General features: G+C 31.6%; 17 protein-coding genes. All 17 read left to right on the forward strand.

Features of this window, described 5'->3' with window-relative positions:
* The 17 genes from mltG to TDSAC_RS03295 all read left to right on the forward strand — a co-directional run bounded on the left by mltG (nucleotide 1) and on the right by TDSAC_RS03295 (nucleotide 18132).
* Nucleotides 1-972 (forward strand): endolytic transglycosylase MltG, encoded by a 972-nt coding sequence (gene mltG, locus TDSAC_RS03210; RefSeq protein ID WP_199919885.1) that lies wholly within the window; start codon nucleotides 1-3, stop codon nucleotides 970-972.
* Nucleotides 973-976: 4 nt separating this feature from the next.
* Nucleotides 977-1516, forward strand: coding sequence for an SPOR domain-containing protein (locus TDSAC_RS03215; protein ID WP_199919886.1), 540 nt, complete (start codon nucleotides 977-979; stop codon nucleotides 1514-1516).
* 24 nt (nucleotides 1517-1540) lie between these two features.
* A complete protein-coding gene (locus TDSAC_RS03220) occupies nucleotides 1541-2542 on the forward strand; it encodes a rod shape-determining protein (protein WP_108310300.1) in 1002 nt (333 codons plus the stop codon).
* Nucleotides 2526-3326 carry a rod shape-determining protein MreC gene (gene mreC / locus TDSAC_RS03225; protein ID WP_108308853.1) on the forward strand — a complete coding sequence of 267 codons (801 nt, stop codon included), beginning with the start codon at nucleotides 2526-2528 and terminating at the stop codon, nucleotides 3324-3326. Before TDSAC_RS03220 ends, mreC begins: the two co-directional genes overlap by 17 nt.
* A gap of 462 nt (nucleotides 3327-3788) precedes the next feature.
* Complete coding sequence (gene mrdA / locus TDSAC_RS03235) at nucleotides 3789-5492, forward strand: penicillin-binding protein 2 (protein ID WP_108308855.1); 1704 nt, start codon at nucleotides 3789-3791, stop codon at nucleotides 5490-5492.
* A 2-nt stretch (nucleotides 5493-5494) separates the two neighbouring features.
* Nucleotides 5495-6172: a septum site-determining protein MinC gene (locus tag TDSAC_RS03240; protein ID WP_108308856.1), complete on the forward strand. Its 678-nt coding sequence runs from the start codon at nucleotides 5495-5497 to the stop codon at nucleotides 6170-6172.
* 4 nt (nucleotides 6173-6176) lie between these two features.
* Complete coding sequence (gene minD, locus TDSAC_RS03245; protein WP_108308857.1) at nucleotides 6177-6986, forward strand: septum site-determining protein MinD; 810 nt, start codon at nucleotides 6177-6179, stop codon at nucleotides 6984-6986.
* A gap of 1 nt (nucleotide 6987) precedes the next feature.
* Nucleotides 6988-7242, forward strand: a complete 255-nt coding sequence (gene minE / locus TDSAC_RS03250; protein WP_108308858.1) for a cell division topological specificity factor MinE — start codon at nucleotides 6988-6990, stop codon at nucleotides 7240-7242.
* Nucleotides 7243-7244: 2 nt separating this feature from the next.
* Nucleotides 7245-8483, forward strand: coding sequence for an FtsW/RodA/SpoVE family cell cycle protein (locus TDSAC_RS03255; RefSeq protein ID WP_108308859.1), 1239 nt, complete (start codon nucleotides 7245-7247; stop codon nucleotides 8481-8483).
* Nucleotides 8480-9373, forward strand: a complete 894-nt coding sequence (locus TDSAC_RS03260; protein WP_108308860.1) for a DMT family transporter — start codon at nucleotides 8480-8482, stop codon at nucleotides 9371-9373. Before TDSAC_RS03255 ends, TDSAC_RS03260 begins: the two co-directional genes overlap by 4 nt.
* The gene (locus TDSAC_RS03265) at nucleotides 9360-11339 is read left to right on the forward strand and encodes an ATP-dependent DNA helicase (RefSeq protein WP_108308861.1); all 1980 of its coding nucleotides are present in this window, start codon (nucleotides 9360-9362) and stop codon (nucleotides 11337-11339) included. The genes TDSAC_RS03260 and TDSAC_RS03265 overlap by 14 nt, the downstream gene beginning before the upstream one ends.
* Nucleotide 11340: 1 nt before the next feature.
* Nucleotides 11341-11847, forward strand: a complete 507-nt coding sequence (gene amrA, locus TDSAC_RS03270; protein WP_108308862.1) for an AmmeMemoRadiSam system protein A — start codon at nucleotides 11341-11343, stop codon at nucleotides 11845-11847.
* A 23-nt stretch (nucleotides 11848-11870) separates the two neighbouring features.
* Nucleotides 11871-12347 (forward strand): NTF2-like N-terminal transpeptidase domain-containing protein, encoded by a 477-nt coding sequence (locus TDSAC_RS03275; protein ID WP_108308863.1) that lies wholly within the window; start codon nucleotides 11871-11873, stop codon nucleotides 12345-12347.
* Nucleotides 12348-12417: 70 nt separating this feature from the next.
* The gene (gene pheS, locus TDSAC_RS03280) at nucleotides 12418-13410 is read left to right on the forward strand and encodes a phenylalanine--tRNA ligase subunit alpha (RefSeq protein WP_234405768.1); all 993 of its coding nucleotides are present in this window, start codon (nucleotides 12418-12420) and stop codon (nucleotides 13408-13410) included.
* Between the two features lie 48 nt (nucleotides 13411-13458).
* Nucleotides 13459-15882 (forward strand): phenylalanine--tRNA ligase subunit beta, encoded by a 2424-nt coding sequence (pheT, locus tag TDSAC_RS03285; RefSeq protein WP_199919888.1) that lies wholly within the window; start codon nucleotides 13459-13461, stop codon nucleotides 15880-15882.
* 46 nt (nucleotides 15883-15928) lie between these two features.
* The gene (locus tag TDSAC_RS03290; protein WP_108308866.1) at nucleotides 15929-16423 is read left to right on the forward strand and encodes a hypothetical protein; all 495 of its coding nucleotides are present in this window, start codon (nucleotides 15929-15931) and stop codon (nucleotides 16421-16423) included.
* A 29-nt stretch (nucleotides 16424-16452) separates the two neighbouring features.
* Nucleotides 16453-18132 carry a PHP domain-containing protein gene (locus TDSAC_RS03295; RefSeq protein ID WP_199919889.1) on the forward strand — a complete coding sequence of 560 codons (1680 nt, stop codon included), beginning with the start codon at nucleotides 16453-16455 and terminating at the stop codon, nucleotides 18130-18132.
* Nucleotides 18133-18168: the final 36 nt, after the last annotated feature.

Below are 18168 nucleotides of genomic sequence, written 5' to 3' on the forward strand. Positions count from 1 at the left end.
ATGTCTCGTTTGAAGAGATGGTGTATATGTTTTGTTGTTTTTATGGCATTTTTAATTGTTATCAATTTTCCTTATGTATTATTCTATAGATTGCCCGACAAGGTAGATTTTCATGTTTACAAGGGTGAATCATCGAGCGATGTTCTACAGAAACTTTATAAAGTTTACGGTACTAGCCCATCGCTTTTTGCTGATTTATACTTTAGGCTAAAGAACTTTGATCCAAAACCTGGTAACTATAGCTTAGAAGGAAGCTTTTTAGATTCTGTATATGCTATACAAAAAGGTCCTGATGACTTTTTAAAGGTTACCTTTCCTGAGGGTTTGAGAATTAGGGATATGGTTTTAATTTTAAAGAAAGACGGATACAGCAAATATAAAGAGTATGAAAATATTGCCTATAATGATTTAAAATCCTTTTCGAAGAAGTTTTCCTTCTTGCAGGGAATTAATTCTAATTCTCTAGAAGGTTTTTTGTTTCCGGATACTTATTTTATTAGCAAAAATGAATCCCCTAAAGAAATTATTGATATGCAATTGAGTGATTTTGAGAAGAGGGTATGGCCGCTTATTAAAAATAGAAGAGATTATTATGATGTTTTGAAGCTAGCTTCTTTGGTTGAAGGCGAAGCAAAAGTTGATAAAGAACGACCTATAATTGCTTCGGTTTTTTTAAACAGATTAAAAATTAATATGCCTTTAGAATCCTGTGCAAGTGTGGAATATTTTCTTCCTGTTCATAAAGATGTATTATCTTATGCTGATACGAGAATTGAATCGCCTTATAATACTTATATACATTATGGTTTGCCACCAACACCTATTAATAGTCCTTCAATCAAGTCAATAGAAGCGGTTTTACACCCAGCTCATACTAAATATTTGTATTTTGTAGCAAAGGGAGACGGGACGCACTTTTTCTCCCAGACGTATGAAGAACAACAAGCTTTTATAAAGAGCCTTGGAGGGTGATAATGTGAAAAATAAATTTTTTTATACATTCATAATTACATTGGCTTGTTTGTTGTCGTTTTTTGGGTTTTATCTTGTTGGAAAAGGTTTTAATCTTTTGTTTTTTAACAGACCACATACCCAAATTACTGCATCTAGCGAAAATAATAATGTTGAGATCCCGGCTTCTTCACAAGATAAAAGTTCTGGCTCTAATATAAATTCACAGCAAAAAGGTTATAATAATGAAACTGTTACTGGTGGTAATTCTAAACCCATAATACAAGAGAATAGTCAAGGAATTGCTAATGAATCTCAAAGTAACAATTTGAAAAGCACAACAAATTTGCTTTACAAGGTAAGAGTGGGTCCTTTTGATAACGAACAAGATAGTGTAGGAACGAAAAAGGAATTGTTTGAACTAGGTTATTCGAGTATACTTTTAAAAGCTGATGGAAGTTATTGGTTACAGGTTGCTGCTCTTAATAAAAAGGAAGATGCTTTAAACCTTGTTAACAACTTAAAAATGAAAGGTATTAATGCAAAAATTATTAGTGGACAATAAGGAGGAAAAAAGTTGTTTGGATTTATGAAGTTATCTAACGATATTGGTATTGACCTTGGGACTGCAAATACGGTTGTTTATGTACGTGGTAAGGGGATTGTAACGCAAGAGCCTTCAGTAGTTGCTTATAACGTTGAAAAAAAACAGGCTGTTGCTGTAGGCATGGAAGCAAAAAATATGCTTGGCAGAACACCTTCGAATATAATAGCGGTCAGGCCATTAAAGGATGGTGTAATTGCTGATTTTGAAACTACTGAGATGATGCTTAGGTATTTTATAAAAAAAGCTCTTTCAAGTGGCGTTTTTAAACCAAGGGTGGTTGTGGGCATACCATCAGGAATCACTGGTGTTGAGAGAAGAGCTGTGATAGAAGCTTCCCAAAGAGCTGGGGGCAGGGAGGCTTATATAATTGAAGAACCAATGGCTGCTGCTATTGGAGCAGGCTTACCGATTGATGAACCGAAAGGATGTCTAATTATTGATATAGGTGGCGGGACTACAGAAGTAGCTGTTATATCACTGGGCGGCATGGTTGTTGCAAAGAGTTTGAGAATTGCAGGTGATGAATTGGACGAAGTGATAATGGAATATTGTAAAAAAGAATATAACTTACTTATTGGAGAAAGAACTGCTGAAGATATAAAAATTAATATTGGTTCTGCTTATCCTTTAAGGGAAGAAAAAAGTATGGAAGTTAGAGGAAGGGACTTAATTACTGGCCTGCCTAAGAGTTTGAATTTAACGTCGATTGAGATTAGGGAAGTTATAGGTCCTATTGTTGATCAAATAACTGAAACAATAAGATTAACTGCAGAACAAACTCCACCTGAGTTAGCATCTGATATTATGGAAAGAGGAGCAATGCTTGCTGGTGGTGGAGCACTCCTTAAGGGATTGGATAAGTATATTTCAGAAAAGCTTAAAATCCCAGTTTATTTAGCTGAAAATCCTCTACTCTCTGTTGCTGAAGGGATTGGAAAGGTCTTGGAAGACTTAGATAGATTTGGTCATGTTTTCAAAAACTAAAAAAAAAATAATTTTTTTAGCGTTTATTTCTGTTGTATTTCTTCTTTTTCTAAATTATAAATTTAATATTCATAATAGAATTGGTTTTTTTGTTTTATCACCTGTATATTTTTTTAGTGAATGGGCAAATGGTTTGGGAACTTTCTCAAATAATTTGTCTAATATAGTAAACGATAATGCAAATCTTAACAAAGAAATAGAAGATTTAAAGAAACAAAACGAAGAGTTGAAATTGTCTTATGCATTGATGTTAAAAGACATGCAAAATTTATATGAAGAAAGGGCTTTTCAAAATTTCAAAGCTCAAAATCCAAAATTTAAACTTCTGAGAGCTTCAGTTTTATATAGGACTGAACCCTTCTATCAAGATTTAATAATTAATGTTGGATCTAATGAAGGGGTTAAAATAGGTATGCCTGTTATTTCTGATGGTTGTATTGTGGGATTAATTTCAGACGTTGCTCCAAATTTTTCAAAAGTTTCATATATAGGCGATAAATCAGTAAAAATCCCGGTTAAGCTAAATGGTTCAAATTTGTATGGAATTTTAGAAGGAACTGGATCCGAAGAATTAATTTTTAATGTGCCAAGTGTATTTGCAGCAATTCATCCTCTTGAAGTTTTAGTTACGGCAAGTGTTCCATTATCTTTATTGCCTCCGAATATTCCAGTTGCAAAAGTTATGACTTTACGTGAAGTTGGAAGTTTGAACACAATTTTTACGGCTGTTCCTATGAAAAAAATTCAAACGGTGAATGAAGTATGGGTCTATCTTGGAAGTTAGTTTCTTTAATCTGTATTTTTTTCTATCTAATTCAAGTTTTATTTCTTTCCCTTGTGAACGTGTTTGGACTTTCAGGCGTTATCTTAACGCTTACACCAGCAATCTTATACTCTTTGTATTGCAATTTTGACTTTTCGAAGAGTATTTTGCTTCCATTAATTTTTTTCTCCTTCTTTGATGATTTTAGGCTAGGAATTTATTTGGGAACAAATTTGTTTTTGTTTTTGTTTATAATTTTGTTTATAAAGTTATATCTTGAAAAAAATTTTAGTTGGAGTAAGAGCCTTGTATTCGTCTTTGCTCTAATAATTTATTATTTTTTGCTATTTACCCTTGTCTTTATTTTTGTTAATGCTTTTAATTTTTTTAATCTTTTTGTGGCTATAATAGTTAACAGCTTAATAAACCTAGTTTTTTTGTTAGTAATCCAAAAATTATATAAATATTTGTTGGTGAATAAAAATGAGAATTAGAAGAAGAGAATTTTTGTCAATAGGTTTTTTGGGAATTCTTTGGACAGCTCTTAATTACAGACTCATTTCTTTAGCTATGTTTGGTGGCGATGAGTTTAAGCAAGTAACGATTGATAGCACTACAAGGATTCTCCCTATACCTGCTCCAAGAGGGAAAATCTTTGACAGAAAAGGGTTACCTATGGCATATGATAGTTCTGCCCATGTCATAATGTTTATGGCAAGAGATAATAAGAACGCAATGGAACTAGCTGAAAATATTTCTCCTATCCTTAATGAGGATAGTGCAAAAATTTATGAATCCATTAAGAAAAGTATAGGAAATCCTTATCCTTACATACTCCATGAAAAATTGGATACAAAGCAATATCTTAGTTTATCAGAGTTAACTTTCAGACAAAAAGGCTTTAGACTTATTGAAATACCTATGAGAAATTATCCGCTGAAAAATGTAGGTTGTCACGCAGTAGGATATGTTGGTGAAGCTTCAGAAAGTGATCTGAAAAGGTTTCCTTATTTACATCCAAATCAAATAGTTGGCAAAACCGGTGTTGAGTTAATAAAGGATAAAGAACTAAGAGGTCAAGATGGTGCGGATATAACAATTGTTGACGCCTTTGGCAACATACAAAAAAGATTTCAGGGAACCAAACCAATACCTGGTGAAAATGTAAAAATAAATATTGATTCTGACTTGCAGGAATATGCACAAAAACTTTTAAATGAAAGACCCGGAGCACTAGTAGCTCTTGATCCCAGGAGCGGTGAAATATTAACTCTTGCGAGCTCGCCTGATTTTGACTCCAATAAGATGGTTTATGGAATGACTCAAAAGGACTGGGATAACATACTTAAAGAAGATCATCCATTTATTAATAGAGCCCTTTCATCCTTTCCACCTGGCTCTACATTTAAAATTGCTGTTAGTGTAGCAGCTTTGGAAGAGGGAGTTACTACGCCTGAAGAGTTGTTTTATTGTCCTGGCTATCTAAAGGTTGGGGATCATACGTTTTATTGTTGGCTTCCAGGTGGGCATGGTCATCTTCATATTGAGAGAGCGATAGCTCAATCATGTGATGTTGTATTTTATACTCTTGGATTAAGATTAGGACCTGAAAAGATAAGATATTATGCTAATAAATTTGGTCTTGATTTACCAAGCGGTTTAAAATTACCAGGTGAAGAAACTGGTTTTTTGCCTACAAAGGAGTGGAAAGAAAAAAAATTTAACGACGTTTGGTATGATGGTGATACAGTAAATATGTCTATAGGACAGGGTTTTGTTAGAACTACTCCATTGGATATTGCAAGAATGATGAGCATTTTTGTGAATAAAGGCAGTTTTGCAGGTTGTAAATTGATTAGTGGTGAAAATACTTCCTATGAGGGGTTTAAATTCAGCGAAAAAACCTATGAGGTGGTGAGAGAAGGCTTAAGAAAAGCAGTTTTAGAAGGAACTGCTATGATATTAAATAGCGATAAATATAGCGCAATTGCAAAAACTGGTACGGCAGAAGATCCCCCCAGGAAAAAGCCTCACTCATGGATAGTTGTAGCTGCTCCTTATGAGGCACCTGAAATTGTAGTTTGTGTTTTTTTTGAACATATTGGTGAAGGTGCGTCGTTTTCTGGTCCTGTAGCTAAATCTTATCTAGACTATTATTTTTCAAATCCTAGTTTGAGGGAAAGATAATTATGGAAAAGAATAGACAATTTCGTTTGATAGGAATTAGAGGGGCTCTTAGACTCATAATAGATCAAAAACCTTCATTGGTAGATGTTATTTCTTACGTGAAATCCTTTTTTGAAAGTAATAAAAAATTTTTTGAAGGTACAAAGGTAATTTTTGAAATTCAATCACTATGTGATTTAGAAGCATCTTTTATAGAGCAGTTAAAACTTAAATTAGCTCGTTTTGAAGAAATAGACTCGTTTAAAATTTATAATGAAAACAATAAAGAACAGGATAAAATTGAAGGTAAAAATTTTGAAGACTTTGAGAATAAAGTTTGTTTCGATAAGATGAATACTAAGTACGTTTGTAAAAGCTTAAGATCTGGTCAAAAGATAGATTTTGAGGGAAATGTTATAATTTTAGGAGATGTAAATGCAGGTTCTAAAATTTCAGCGGGAGGTTCAGTAATAGTTTTGGGTAGCTTGAAAGGAATAGTTCAAGCCGGAATTTTGGACAATTCCTCCATAGTATTTGCTCTGGATTTTGATCCTGTACAGATAACAATTGCAGGTGTTTTAGGGTTATTATCAAATAATGATAAAAGTTTGATAAATAGCAATAATATGTTTGCGTATTTTAAGGATGATAAGATAAACATCGAGCCCTGGAGTGGGCGAAAATTTTTAATAGGGGAGTGATACTTTGGGGAAGTGTATAGTAGTAACTTCTGGTAAAGGTGGAGTTGGCAAAACTACTACTTCAGCTAATTTGGGTGGTGGGTTAGCAAGTCTTGGTAAATCTGTCCTTCTTGCTGACGTAGATATTGGCTTAAGAAATCTAGATATCATTATGGGACTTGAAAAAAGAATTGTTTATGATGTTATGGACGTAATGGAGGGAAGGTGTAAGATTCAGCAGGCTATTGTAAAGGACAAGAGGTTAAATTCACTGTATTTACTTGCTGCTTCCCAGATTCATGATAAATCAGATTTGGCAGAACTTATTGATAGATTTGGAGAAATAATAAAGGGTTTGAAGAAAGAATTTGATTATGTAATTTTGGATTCTCCAGCAGGTATTGAGCAGGGTTTTATGGCAGCTTCGAATTTTGCTGACGAAGCTATTGTGGTAACCACCCCTGAAGTTACTGCTGTTAGAGATGCTGATAGAGTGATAGGTTTGTTGGAAGCAAAAGGGATTAAAGATCATTATCTTATTTTGAATAGGTACAGATATTCTATGGTTAAATCAGGGAATATGCTTGACGTGGAAGATGTTTTGCACATTTTGGGAATTCAGTTATTGGGCATAGTTCCAGAAGACCCAGAGATTATAACCTTTGCCAATAGGGGGGAATTAGTTGTTACGTCTGATTTAACTAACTCGGGCAAGGCTTTTCAGAGAATTTCTAGAAGATTAATAGGAGAAAAGGTTGATTTTCCTTCCTTTGAAGAAGACAAAGGTCTGTTTAATAAGATTAAAAACTTTTTTAAGGCTAAGTTAGGAGAGTAAAGTGGGGATATTAGACTTTTTGTTTAAAAAAAGTAACAGAAATTCTTCAATTGCAAAAGAGAGATTACAATTTGTTTTGACTTTTGACAGATTGTCTATTAATCCTGCATTGCAAGAAAAGATTAGAGAAGAAATTATACAGGTAATCGATAAGTATATGGAAATAGATAAAGAAGCTGCAAGCGTTTTTGTCGAATCTAATGATTCAAATATAAGCCATCTTATCGTTAATATTCCACTCAAAAGAAAAAGATAAAGTTGCTTCAAAAACTAAAAAGCATACTCGTAATAATTGATCTTAAATTATTTCTTATGGTTACTTTACTGACTGTATGGGGCATTGTCAATATTTATAGCGTTACTTATTCTAATGTTTTTTTAACGGGTGGTAATAAGTACATATTTGTAATCAAACAATTTTTATGGTATGTGATTTCAGTTTTTCTTATGCTTATATTTTCGTATATAGGGGAAAGACATATATTTGAAAATTCCAGAAAGATATATTTTGTAGGACTTTTTATTTTGTTGTTTACAATTGTTTTTGGTCAGGTAGTGCTCGGATCAAGAAGATGGCTTTCATTAGGTCCATTTTCATTTCAGCCTTCTGAGTTCTTTAAACTCCTAATTGCTATACATCTATCAAAAATTTTTTCTTCTCAAAATAAGGCTTACATTATAATATTTAGTTCGGTTGTGTACTCAATAATTCCATTTGTAATTGTTTCTTTGCAACCAGATCTTGGAACTGCTTTATCTATTTTGTTTTTGTGGCTTACAGGTTTTATGTTTTATGGTTTTGATCTGATGGTTTATCTAGTTTTTTTTGTTATCTTAATATCCTTTTTTGTTTATTTTTTTAAATTATTATTAATCATATTAGTTCCTCTTTTGTTTTATATATTTATGCGACTAAGAAAAAGAAAAATTACAGTTTGTTTAATTTTGCTTTTTACAGTATTTTCTGCTATTTCTGGCCCTATAGGGTGGAATTCTTTACATACTTATCAAAAGGAAAGGTTATTATCTTTTATAAATCCATTCCAAGATCCAACTGGTGCTGGTTATCATATTATTCAATCACAGGCAGCTGTTGTATCTGGGGGAATATTTGGAAAAGGTTTTTTAAACGGAACACATACTCAACTCCACTTTATTCCTGAGCAACATACTGATTTTATTTTTAGCGCCATTGTTGAAGAATGGGGATTAATAGGTGGATTTTTAACAATATTATTAGAATTTTTAGTGGTTTTTAGAATTCTTAAGATTGGATTTGAAATAAAAGGATATATGGGTTATTTTTGTGTGTTGTGGTCGTTTTTGCTCTCTTTCCACACGTTTGTAAACGTAGGAATGGTTTTGGGTATGATGCCGGTAACAGGTATTCCCTTGCCGTTCGTCTCTTATGGTGGGACTTTTTTAATGACAAACTTTATTTCCTTAGGTTTAATAAGCAATATGTATTATCATAATAGAAAATGGTCTTTTAAATGAGCATTGGTTATCTTTTTATTTCATTGAGCTGTGTATTGTGGGGTCTTTTAGGACCTGTTGCAGAGCTTTTGTATGAATCTGGCTTTAACGCTAATGATGTTGTTTTTTTTAGGCTATTTGGAGTATTCTTAATAGGGTTTATACCTCTTTTTAAGGATATTGGCTATTTATATTCAAAGAGACTATTTTACCCGCTTCTTTTGTTTGCTCTATTTACTATTATTGAATGGTTTTCTTTTTTCACCTCGGTTAAGTTGAATGGAATATTTATTTCAGTATTGCTTTTATATACTGCACCCTTTTTTATTACTTTATTTGCAAAATATTTTTTTAAGGAAAAATTAACAAAGTGGCTAATATTTTGTATTTTTTTAGGCTTTTTAGGCATTATTTTACTTTTTGCTTCAAGTTATGATAATAGCAGTCAAAATCCAGGCATAACAATGGTTTTTGGATTAATTTCAGGAATTTCATATGCAATAAATAGTATGTTTGGAAAATATTTTTCAAATTATATTTTACCCTTTAAGCTTACTCTATACCGATTTTCAGCTGCAACTCTAATTTACTTCCCATTTATAGGTTTTAATATGTTTTTTAGAACGTATACTTTTTCTAACTTAGTAGAAATTTTTTATTTGATATTTTTTCCAGGCATTCTAGCTTATTTTTTATTTTATTATGGATTGAGTATGGTTGAGATATCAAAAGCTGCTGTTTTTACATTTATAGAGCCTCTTGTTGGTAGTTTTGTTGCAATAGTATTCTTTAAAGAGTCACTAGGCTATAAACTCTTTGGAGCCTTCTTTATATGTTTAGGAATTTTTGGAACGTTGATAAATCCACTTTTGTCATATAGAAAAGTTAATTGGCTAAATGGAAAAAAGTAAAGTGTTGTCTATTGATTCTTTGTATGATCTCTTGGAAAAGAAAACTGATTTTGAAAAAAGATTAGACCAGATAAATATGTCAAAATTAATTTACAAAGGCATGGGAGATTGTGAGATAACATTTATTGAGGCTCCAACTGGCATTGGAAAAACTTACTCTAGTTTAATACCATCTATAGTAGAGATAGGCTTAAATAGTTCAAAAATACTCTATCTTACTGCAAAAATTGTTTTGCAGGATCAGTTAATAAAGAAGGATTTGCCAAACTTGCATAAAATTGCTGAGATAGATTTTAAATATGGTCTAATTAAAGGAAGATCGAATTATTTTTGTTGGCTTCGATTTGATGAAGCCATGAGAACTCAAGGACTTATATATCAAAATGATTTGGATTCAATAAGAAATTGGGCAAGAGTCTCTCAGGAGGGAGATTTAAATGAATATGATGATTTTTTGAACTATGAATTAAAAGATGTAATAAGTGTGGATTATGAAGATTGTCCGGGCAGAAAATGTCCATATTTACTTAGTGGAGCATGCCACTATTTCAGGCTTGTTAATTCTTTAAACGATTTAGATATTTTAGTTTCTAATTATCACACGTTTTTTTTTAATTTAGTTAATGGTTCTTTCCCTTTTAATTACGATCATATTCTTATGGATGAGGCCCACCACTTGCCCGAAATTTTATCCAGTGTTTGTACAAGGCAGATTTCAAAAAACTTTCTAAACTATTTTTTGCCACGCGGTTTTGCTCTAAAAATTGTAGACAGAGAACCAGAAATTTTGTCCCCGGTTTTAAATGATTTAAAATTTCTGGAAAACTATGTTAATAATTTAAAAACTTTATATGAGAACTTTTTTGAGGAACTTCAGGGTTATTGTCTTGATCCAAAGGTAAATAAAGGTTCAAAAATGGTAACGTTTCATGATGCTTTGTCCTTTTTAGAGAAAAATGGCAACGAAATAATAGAGGTTTCAAAAAGGATTTTAAGAGAGTTTGATGAATGGGAGAAATTTTTTCAAAAGGTTGGCACCAAGGGCCTTGCTGATGCAAAACTAAAGTATTACAAAAAGAAAATTGATTTTTATGCTCTTGCTATTTCTGATTTTTTAAGCCTTAATGACTATCCTAATTTTTCGTATTCCTTTTTTATTGAGAAGGGTTGCCTCTCAATTGAGCCTGTTTATGTAAATGGGATTTTCAAAAATTTTTTAGACCTTCAACCCCCAAAATCTGTAACTTTATACTCTGCCACTCTAACTCCAGATAAAAAAACTTTTACTTATTTGGAGAATGAGCTTGGTTTTAAGGCTGACAACAAAATGATTTATGAGAGTGTATTTAATTATAAAAAACAGGCAAAGTTAATTATTCCTCAAAATTTTGATATTGATCCAAAATCTTCTCTTTTTTCAACACAGGTAGCATATGCAATTGAACGTATTCTCGATGATTTTGGAGGGCATGCTCTTGTTCTATTTACATCACAAAAAAATTTAAATGAAACAAAAAAATTAATAGTTTCAAAGAAGAGAAAGTTTAGATATCTTTTCCAGGGTGAGAAGCCAAATATCCAATTAATTGAAGAATTTTCGAATGATAGTTCATCTGTTTTGTTTGGACTTAATAGTTTTTGGGAAGGTATCGACGTTCCGGGTCCTTCTCTTTCACTTTTGATAATTGATAGGATACCCTTTCCTAATCCCAGTGATCCAATGATGATTATGAGAGAGAAGAATGAGGGAAGAGAAGTTTTTAACAAAAGTTATTTGCCAAGTGCGAAATTATCATTAAGACAGGGCTTTGGAAGGCTTATTAGAAGTAAAAGCGACGTGGGAGTTTTTGTTATTTTAGATTTTAGGATTTTAAAATGGGGGTTTTTGGAACTTTTTAGACCTTGTGATATTCTATATATGTGGGAAGCAGAATTAGTTAGAAAATTTATCTGGGAAGGTGAATAATATGCACCCTTATGTTCAGCTTGCTAAGGAAGCTGTAGAGCTCTGGGTAAAAGAACATAAAAAACCTGATAAGGATGTTAAAAAATCTCCGCTATTTGAAAGAAAGAGTGCATGCTTTTGCACGATTTATAAAAATAAAGAGTTAAGAGGATGTATTGGTACTATATTTCCCTTGCATGATTCTCTATACGAAGAGATAATAGAAAACGCAATAAGCGCAGCAACTAGGGATCCAAGGTTTGAACCAGTTAGGGTTGAAGAGCTAAACTTATTAGAATATAAAGTAGATGTCTTGTCTGAAATTTCTCCTGTGAAGGACTTAAACAAATTGAACCCGAAAATAAACGGAATTATAGTGAAACAAGGTTCTAAGCAAGCCTTACTCCTTCCTGATTTAGAGGGCGTTGATAGCGTAGAGGATCAAATTAGAATAGTTAAGATGAAGGCGGGCATATTTAATGATTTACCATGTGAGTACTTTACTTTTACCGTTGAGAGATATTCGTGAAATCCAAAAGAAGGAGTGATAATATGAGAAATTTACTTTTATTTTTAGTTATTTCCTTTGTTATTCTGCTTTTCCAAAGTAGTTCATTTGCCGGACCTGAATCAAATCCAAGCCTAGAAGGAACAGTAATTTTTACACATGGTACAGCTACAGATGCGCTAAAGGATTACTTTTCTGATTGGATGAAGGGTGATTATGATAAAATGTATCAGTATCTTTTAAAAGGTGATAAAAAGATAATTTCTAAGGATACCTTTGTAAGCGAATTTAAAAAGGCCGAAGCTGGTGGCTTAAGGCTTGTATCTTTTAAATTATCAAAAGCAGTATTTAAAACTGCCAGAGGTTATGCTGAAATTAATGCGAAGATTACATTTACCGAGAACAATCAAAAATTTGATATAGTTAAGACTATAACAATGTATGTAGAAGATAATGAGTGGAGACTCTCTTCGATCCCAATTTATTTCCCTGGATCACCAAGCTCAATGTTACCAGATTAAATGCTTATAAGTTATTTCTTTATTGTAAGGAGGAGTTGCTTTGTCTTTAGAGTTTTTGAAAAATGAGGCTATGGAAGAGATAGAAAGAGCTTCTTCCAGCCAAGAAGTATTGAAAATATATTCAAAATACCTTGGAAGAAAAGGTTTAATTAATGAGCTTTTTACCAAAATGAAAGATTTAGCTCCAGATGAAAAGAAAAAAATGGGAATAGAGCTAAATAGTATTAAAGCTTTTATAAATGAAGTACGAGACAAAAAACTAAAAATGATTAAAGAACGCGAAATCTATAATAATTTATCAAAAGTAAAAATTGACAATTCTTTACCAGGTGATTGTAGAAACGTTGGTACTCTACATCCATTAACGAAAGTAATTGATAAAATTATAAACATATTTGTTGGTATCGGTTATTCAATATTTGAAGGGCCTGAAATAGAAAGTGATTATTATAACTTCGAGGCCTTAAATATACCCAAAGACCATCCCGCAAGAGAAATGCAAGACTCATTTTATCTATCAAATGATTTTTTGTTAAGAACTCATACATCGCCTGTTCAAATTAGGGCAATGCAATCATTAAGGCCTCCAATCAGGATAATTGCGCCCGGTAAAACTTACAGGAGAGATGCAAAGGATTCAAGACATTCTCCTGTATTTCACCAAGTGGAAGGCTTGGCTATTGGAAAAAGAATTACATTTGCTAATCTAAAAGGAACATTAGAATATTTTGCCAAATCTTTCTTTGGTGAAAAATGCGAAATACAGTTTAGGCCTAGTTATTTTCCATTTACCGAACCAAGCGCAGAGGTTGACATAAAGTGTATTTTCTGCGAGGGGAAAGGGTGTACCATCTGTAGTCATACTGGCTGGTTGGAAGTATTGGGAGCTGGAATGGTTCATCCAAATGTATTAAGAAACGTAGGTTATGACCCTGAAGAGTGGCAGGGTTTTGCTTTTGGGATGGGGCCTGAAAGATTAGCAATGCTTAAATATTCTATAAACGATATAAGGATGTTTTATGATAATGATATAAGGTTCATTCATTCTTTTATTGGAAGCTAGATTGTAGTAAATTTAATTCTAATATTTGTTAGAGGAGGTTTTGTTGTTTTGAAAGTCTCTCTGTCATGGCTAAGCGAAATTCTTGAAGAATCTTTAGATGAACGTATTGTTTCAGATATATTACAAAGTTCAGGCATAGAAGTAGAACAAATAGACGAAGTAAAAACCGATTTTAATAAGGTAGTAATTGGAAGGATTATTAATCACGAAAAACATCCTGATGCAAATAGACTTTTTGTTGTAGACGTGGATCTTGGAAGGGAAGTTAAAAGAATTGTAACAGCCGCAACTAATTTAAGTGTTGGTGATATTGTACCCGTTGCTCTTCACGGTTCAAGACTATCAACTGGTACTGTGATAAAAAAAACAAAACTAAGGGGAATTTTATCAGAGGGGATGTTTTGCTCCCCTAATGAGTTGGGTTTTGGGAAAGATCATTCTGGTATTATGATTTTAAATGATGAAAAGTTTCAGATAGGATCAGATCTGGCGTCTATCTTGGGCGAGAAAGATTATGTGCTTGATCTCTCGATTCCTGCAAATAGGCCCGATCTGATGAGCGTTGTTGGCGTTGCAAGGGAGATTGGTGCTAAATTAAGGTTAATGGTTAAAATTAAAGATTTTGAGTGTAAATATTCTAACGATCTCTCTCCTATTAAGGTTAGAATTGACTTTCCAGAAGGTTGTATGGTTTATTTAGGTCAGTGGATTGAAGGTGTAACAATTAAACCATCTTCACCCTTTGTAGCTGAAAGGTTAAAAAAAGTTGGTATAAGACCAATTAATAATGTTGTGGATTGTACGAACTATGTAATGTTTCTTCTTGGACACCCTTTGCATGCATTTGATATGAATAAAATAAACAAAAGAGTTATTGTAAGGCGTGCATTTGATGATGAAAGCCTGGCATTATTAGATGGATCAGAAGTTATATTAAATGAAAATGATATAGTAATTGCAGACGAATCAGGCCCAATAGGTCTTGCAGGAATAATGGGAGCTGGTAACTCGGAAATATCAAGTACTACAACTGATGTCTTTCTTGAAGCGGCTATCTTTAACCATATAAACATTCGAAGGACATCGAGAAGATTGGGTATTAGAACTGAAGCTTCTATTAGGTTTGAAAAGGGTCTATATTGGAAAGATGTATCTGAAATAATATCCTTTGCTTCTAAAATGATAGCATCGACTTCAGGGGGTATTTTACACAAAAAGATTGAAATTGATGGAAAATTACCTGAAAGTTCAAAAGAGATTTTTCTGGTTCCTGAGAAAGTTAATTATATGCTAGGAACAACCTTTTCTAAGACTGATATTCAGGAATCTCTTCAAAAACTTGGCTTTAAAGTAGAGTGTAAAGATAGATTATTTAAGGTAACCAGTCCTACTTATAGATTGGACATTAAAGAGGCGGAAGATTTAGTTGAAGAAGTTGCAAGATTTCAAGGATTTGAAAAAATCCCATCTACTTTACCGGGTGAACCTATGCCTGGTTTTTTGCCCAAAAGGATAGAACTTATTAATAGAATTAAGAGTTATTTTGCAAACAATGGCTTTACAGAATCAATTAGCGATAGTTTAATATCTATGGAAGACGTTTTAAAAACAAACACAATTTCAATGCAGGATACAGATAAAGCAACTTTTATTGAAGATAGAGTTATAAAAGTTTTGTCTGCACTTTCTGAAGAACATAGTGTTTTAAGGACTTCAATGCTAGAACCCTTAACAATGCTTTTAAAAAGACATTTGAATAGACAAATTTATGATATTTCCTTTTTTGAAGTAGGAAAGGTATTTAAAAAAGTAAACAACTCCTTTTCAGAAGAAAACCTTTTAGGTGTAATTGCTACAGGTAAAAGACAATTAGATCCATGGAGATTATATGTTGAAGATAAGAATTGGTCTTTTTATCCATTTAAAGGGATTTTTGAGAATTTCTTTAGATCTTTTGGAATAATAGATTGGGAAATTTCTTCTGATGTAAGCTATGTATTTCATCCATCTATTTCATGTTCATTTGTAGTTAAAGATAAGAAGGTATTAGAGATAGGTGAAGTTAATCCGAGAATTTTACATAATTGGGAAATAAATCAAACACTTTTTTATGCGCAGCTCTTTATTGATAAATTCCTTGATCTGTTAGAATTTAAGAACACTAAACACGTTTTTTCAGTTTTTCCAGCAGCAACCAGGGATATTTCGATACTTGTATCAAAAGAAATATTTTATTCTAAAATTAGAAATGAAATTAAAATGTTGAATTGCCCGATACTGGAAAACATAACTATTTTGGACGTTTATCAAGGAAAAGGTATACCTGAAGATATGAAAAGTATAACTTTAAGTCTAAGGTTTAGAAGTGAAGAAAAGACTTTATCTAATGAAGAAATAACCGAGTGGATAGAAAAAATAATAAAAAAATTGAAGGATAGCTTGGGCATTCAAATTAGAAGTGTAAATAATTAATAGTTAAATTCCTTCTTTATTTCTTTAGTGAGGCGAAGTTTAAACTATGAATCTTATTGACTTATTAATATTAATTGTAATCATACTATCTTATTTTAGTGGTTATAAAACTGGCTTAATAGTTGTTTTTACTTTCTTGTTTGCCTTTTTTTTATCTTTGTATCTTACTCCTCACTTGATGAACATTGCTGAGGCTTTTTTTTCAAAAGCTTTATTATTTAATGGTAAATGCCTTATAAGTATTTCTTTTATTTTTACTCTTCTTATGCTTAATGCTTTAGTTGGTAAATTTTTATTGTTGGTAGCTGATATTTTAGGTATTAGCAGAATATCTAAAAATTCTTTTATTGCCGGTTTTTTGAACGTTCTTTTATCTATTTTAATGTTAAGTTTAATAATTAAGTCTTTAGATTGGGCAAATATGTATATGCTTTTTTCAAATCAATGGAAAAATTCTTTAACTACACACTATTTATTAGAAATAAATAGTAACTTTTTTAAACATCTTCCCTTTAACTTCTTTTTACCATGGAAAAATTAAAGTATAAGAGTAATCAAAGATCTGCTGATGTGGCCAGAAGGCTAAAAAATATAATTGATTTTCACCAATTAATTAAGGTTAAAGATATTTCTACTTTTTACAAAGCATTTGACATTGTTTTAAAATGGAATAAAGAATCTTATATTACAGTTTTTGGAGAAAACAACAACTTGCTTCCAGCAGATATGAAACTAAAATTAAGAAAAATGTTTGCTAGTTTGAAAATAGACGAGGAAATAGAACTAAATAAAATTAATAATTTTAATAAAGCCCTTTTTAAATTTTGTGGTAGCATTTTGGAGGAAGAAATTTTAGCTAAATATAACATATTTGGTCCTATATCTTTTTTTAAAGCTTTTCATTCTTTTAAAGAGTTTAGAAAAACTTTAAATAATTATCTAGATGAAACGAAATTTTATGAGTTCTATCTTTTCTATTTCAAGAGTTCCAGAAAGCCTATAGGAAGAGCTATTAGGTGTTATGAAAAATTGAAAAAAGTTTATCCCTTATTAGAACCTGTTGGTTCGCTTTTAAGATTTGATGAAATGATCTATCCAGTAGAATTGATTTCTAGAAGGGATTCTAATTTTGAATGTTTTGACTTAGGAAGTTTTAAATACCTTTACAAAACAAATGTTTATATATTGTTTTATGATAAGGAAAGCCAGTTAGAAGTAAAAATATATTTGCCAGATAAAAACTTTATAATTCAAAAATGGTTTTTGACCGGGACCCTGAGACATAACGAAATTTTAATTGGACTTGCAAAACAAAAATTTGAATCCTTTAAGACTTTTAAACATAATTTCTTTATTAACAATAAAAAAATAGAAATTAATTGTGAGGAGGATGTATATAAAAAATTAGGTTTTAATTATATTTATCCTGAATTAAGATGTGGCGAACGTGAACTGTTCAAAGATAGTAAAGACTTAAATGTTGTGAATTTTACTGATATTAAATCTGATCTACATATTCATACAAATTATAGTGACGGCGCTCATTCAATAGAAGAATTAGTAAATTTTTATATGTCTAGAGGCTTTCAATATATAGTTTTGACTGATCATTCGGTTTCTCTTTCACAAGGTAGAGGATTAGATATAGACACTTTGATTAAGAAAAATGAGTTAATAGATAAATTAAACAAGAAGATAGAAAAATTTAAGATATTCAAAGGAGCTGAAGTTGATATATTAGAAGATGGATCTTTAGACTATCCCGATTGGGTTTTAGAGAATCTAGATTTTGTTATTGCATCAGTGCATCAAAATTATGACTTAGATGCAGGTGCTATGACCTTTAGGTTTGAAAAAGCCATAAAGAATCCTTATGTTCATATGATTGGCCATATAAGCGGAAGGCTTGTTGGCTTCCTGCCAATTTATAAGGTTGACATTAATAAATTGTTAAGACTTGCTTCTGAATATAATACTATAATTGAAATAAATGGAAATCCAGCCCGGTTGGATTTGGATTGTGCTTCGATTAAAACCTATAAGGATAAATTTAAAAATTTATATGCAGTAAACACTGATCTACATAATTTTAGACAATATGATATAAGATTTTATTGTTCTGTAATGACTGCAAGAAAGTCTTATTTAAAAAGTTACGATATTGTGAATTCTCTCGATTTAAATGAATTTGAAAATTTGATAAAAGATATAAGAATTAAAAAGCTTCGAAAAAGCAAATTTTTGGTTTAAAAATGGGGTGTTACTTATTTTAATATATGATAAAAA

The organism is Thermodesulfobium acidiphilum, from assembly GCF_003057965.1.
GTDB classification, from domain to species: Bacteria; Thermodesulfobiota; Thermodesulfobiia; order Thermodesulfobiales; family Thermodesulfobiaceae; genus Thermodesulfobium; species Thermodesulfobium acidiphilum.

What these genes read in the sequence shown, in the direction of transcription:
- TDSAC_RS03275 (WP_108308863.1), top strand. Translation starts at nt 11,871, where the DNA reads ATGAGAAATTTACTTTTATTTTTAGTTATTTCCTTTGTTATTCTGCTT.
- amrA (WP_108308862.1), top strand. Translation starts at nt 11,341, where the DNA reads ATGCACCCTTATGTTCAGCTTGCTAAGGAAGCTGTAGAGCTCTGGGTA.
- TDSAC_RS03265 (WP_108308861.1), top strand. Translation starts at nt 9,360, where the DNA reads ATGGAAAAAAGTAAAGTGTTGTCTATTGATTCTTTGTATGATCTCTTG.
- mrdA (WP_108308855.1), top strand. Translation starts at nt 3,789, where the DNA reads ATGAGAATTAGAAGAAGAGAATTTTTGTCAATAGGTTTTTTGGGAATT.
- mltG (WP_199919885.1), top strand. Translation starts at nt 1, where the DNA reads ATGTCTCGTTTGAAGAGATGGTGTATATGTTTTGTTGTTTTTATGGCA.
- TDSAC_RS03240 (WP_108308856.1), top strand. Translation starts at nt 5,495, where the DNA reads ATGGAAAAGAATAGACAATTTCGTTTGATAGGAATTAGAGGGGCTCTT.
- mreC (WP_108308853.1), top strand. Translation starts at nt 2,526, where the DNA reads ATGTTTTCAAAAACTAAAAAAAAAATAATTTTTTTAGCGTTTATTTCT.
- pheS (WP_234405768.1), top strand. Translation starts at nt 12,418, where the DNA reads ATGGAAGAGATAGAAAGAGCTTCTTCCAGCCAAGAAGTATTGAAAATA.
- TDSAC_RS03220 (WP_108310300.1), top strand. Translation starts at nt 1,541, where the DNA reads ATGAAGTTATCTAACGATATTGGTATTGACCTTGGGACTGCAAATACG.
- TDSAC_RS03290 (WP_108308866.1), top strand. Translation starts at nt 15,929, where the DNA reads ATGAATCTTATTGACTTATTAATATTAATTGTAATCATACTATCTTAT.
- TDSAC_RS03260 (WP_108308860.1), top strand. Translation starts at nt 8,480, where the DNA reads ATGAGCATTGGTTATCTTTTTATTTCATTGAGCTGTGTATTGTGGGGT.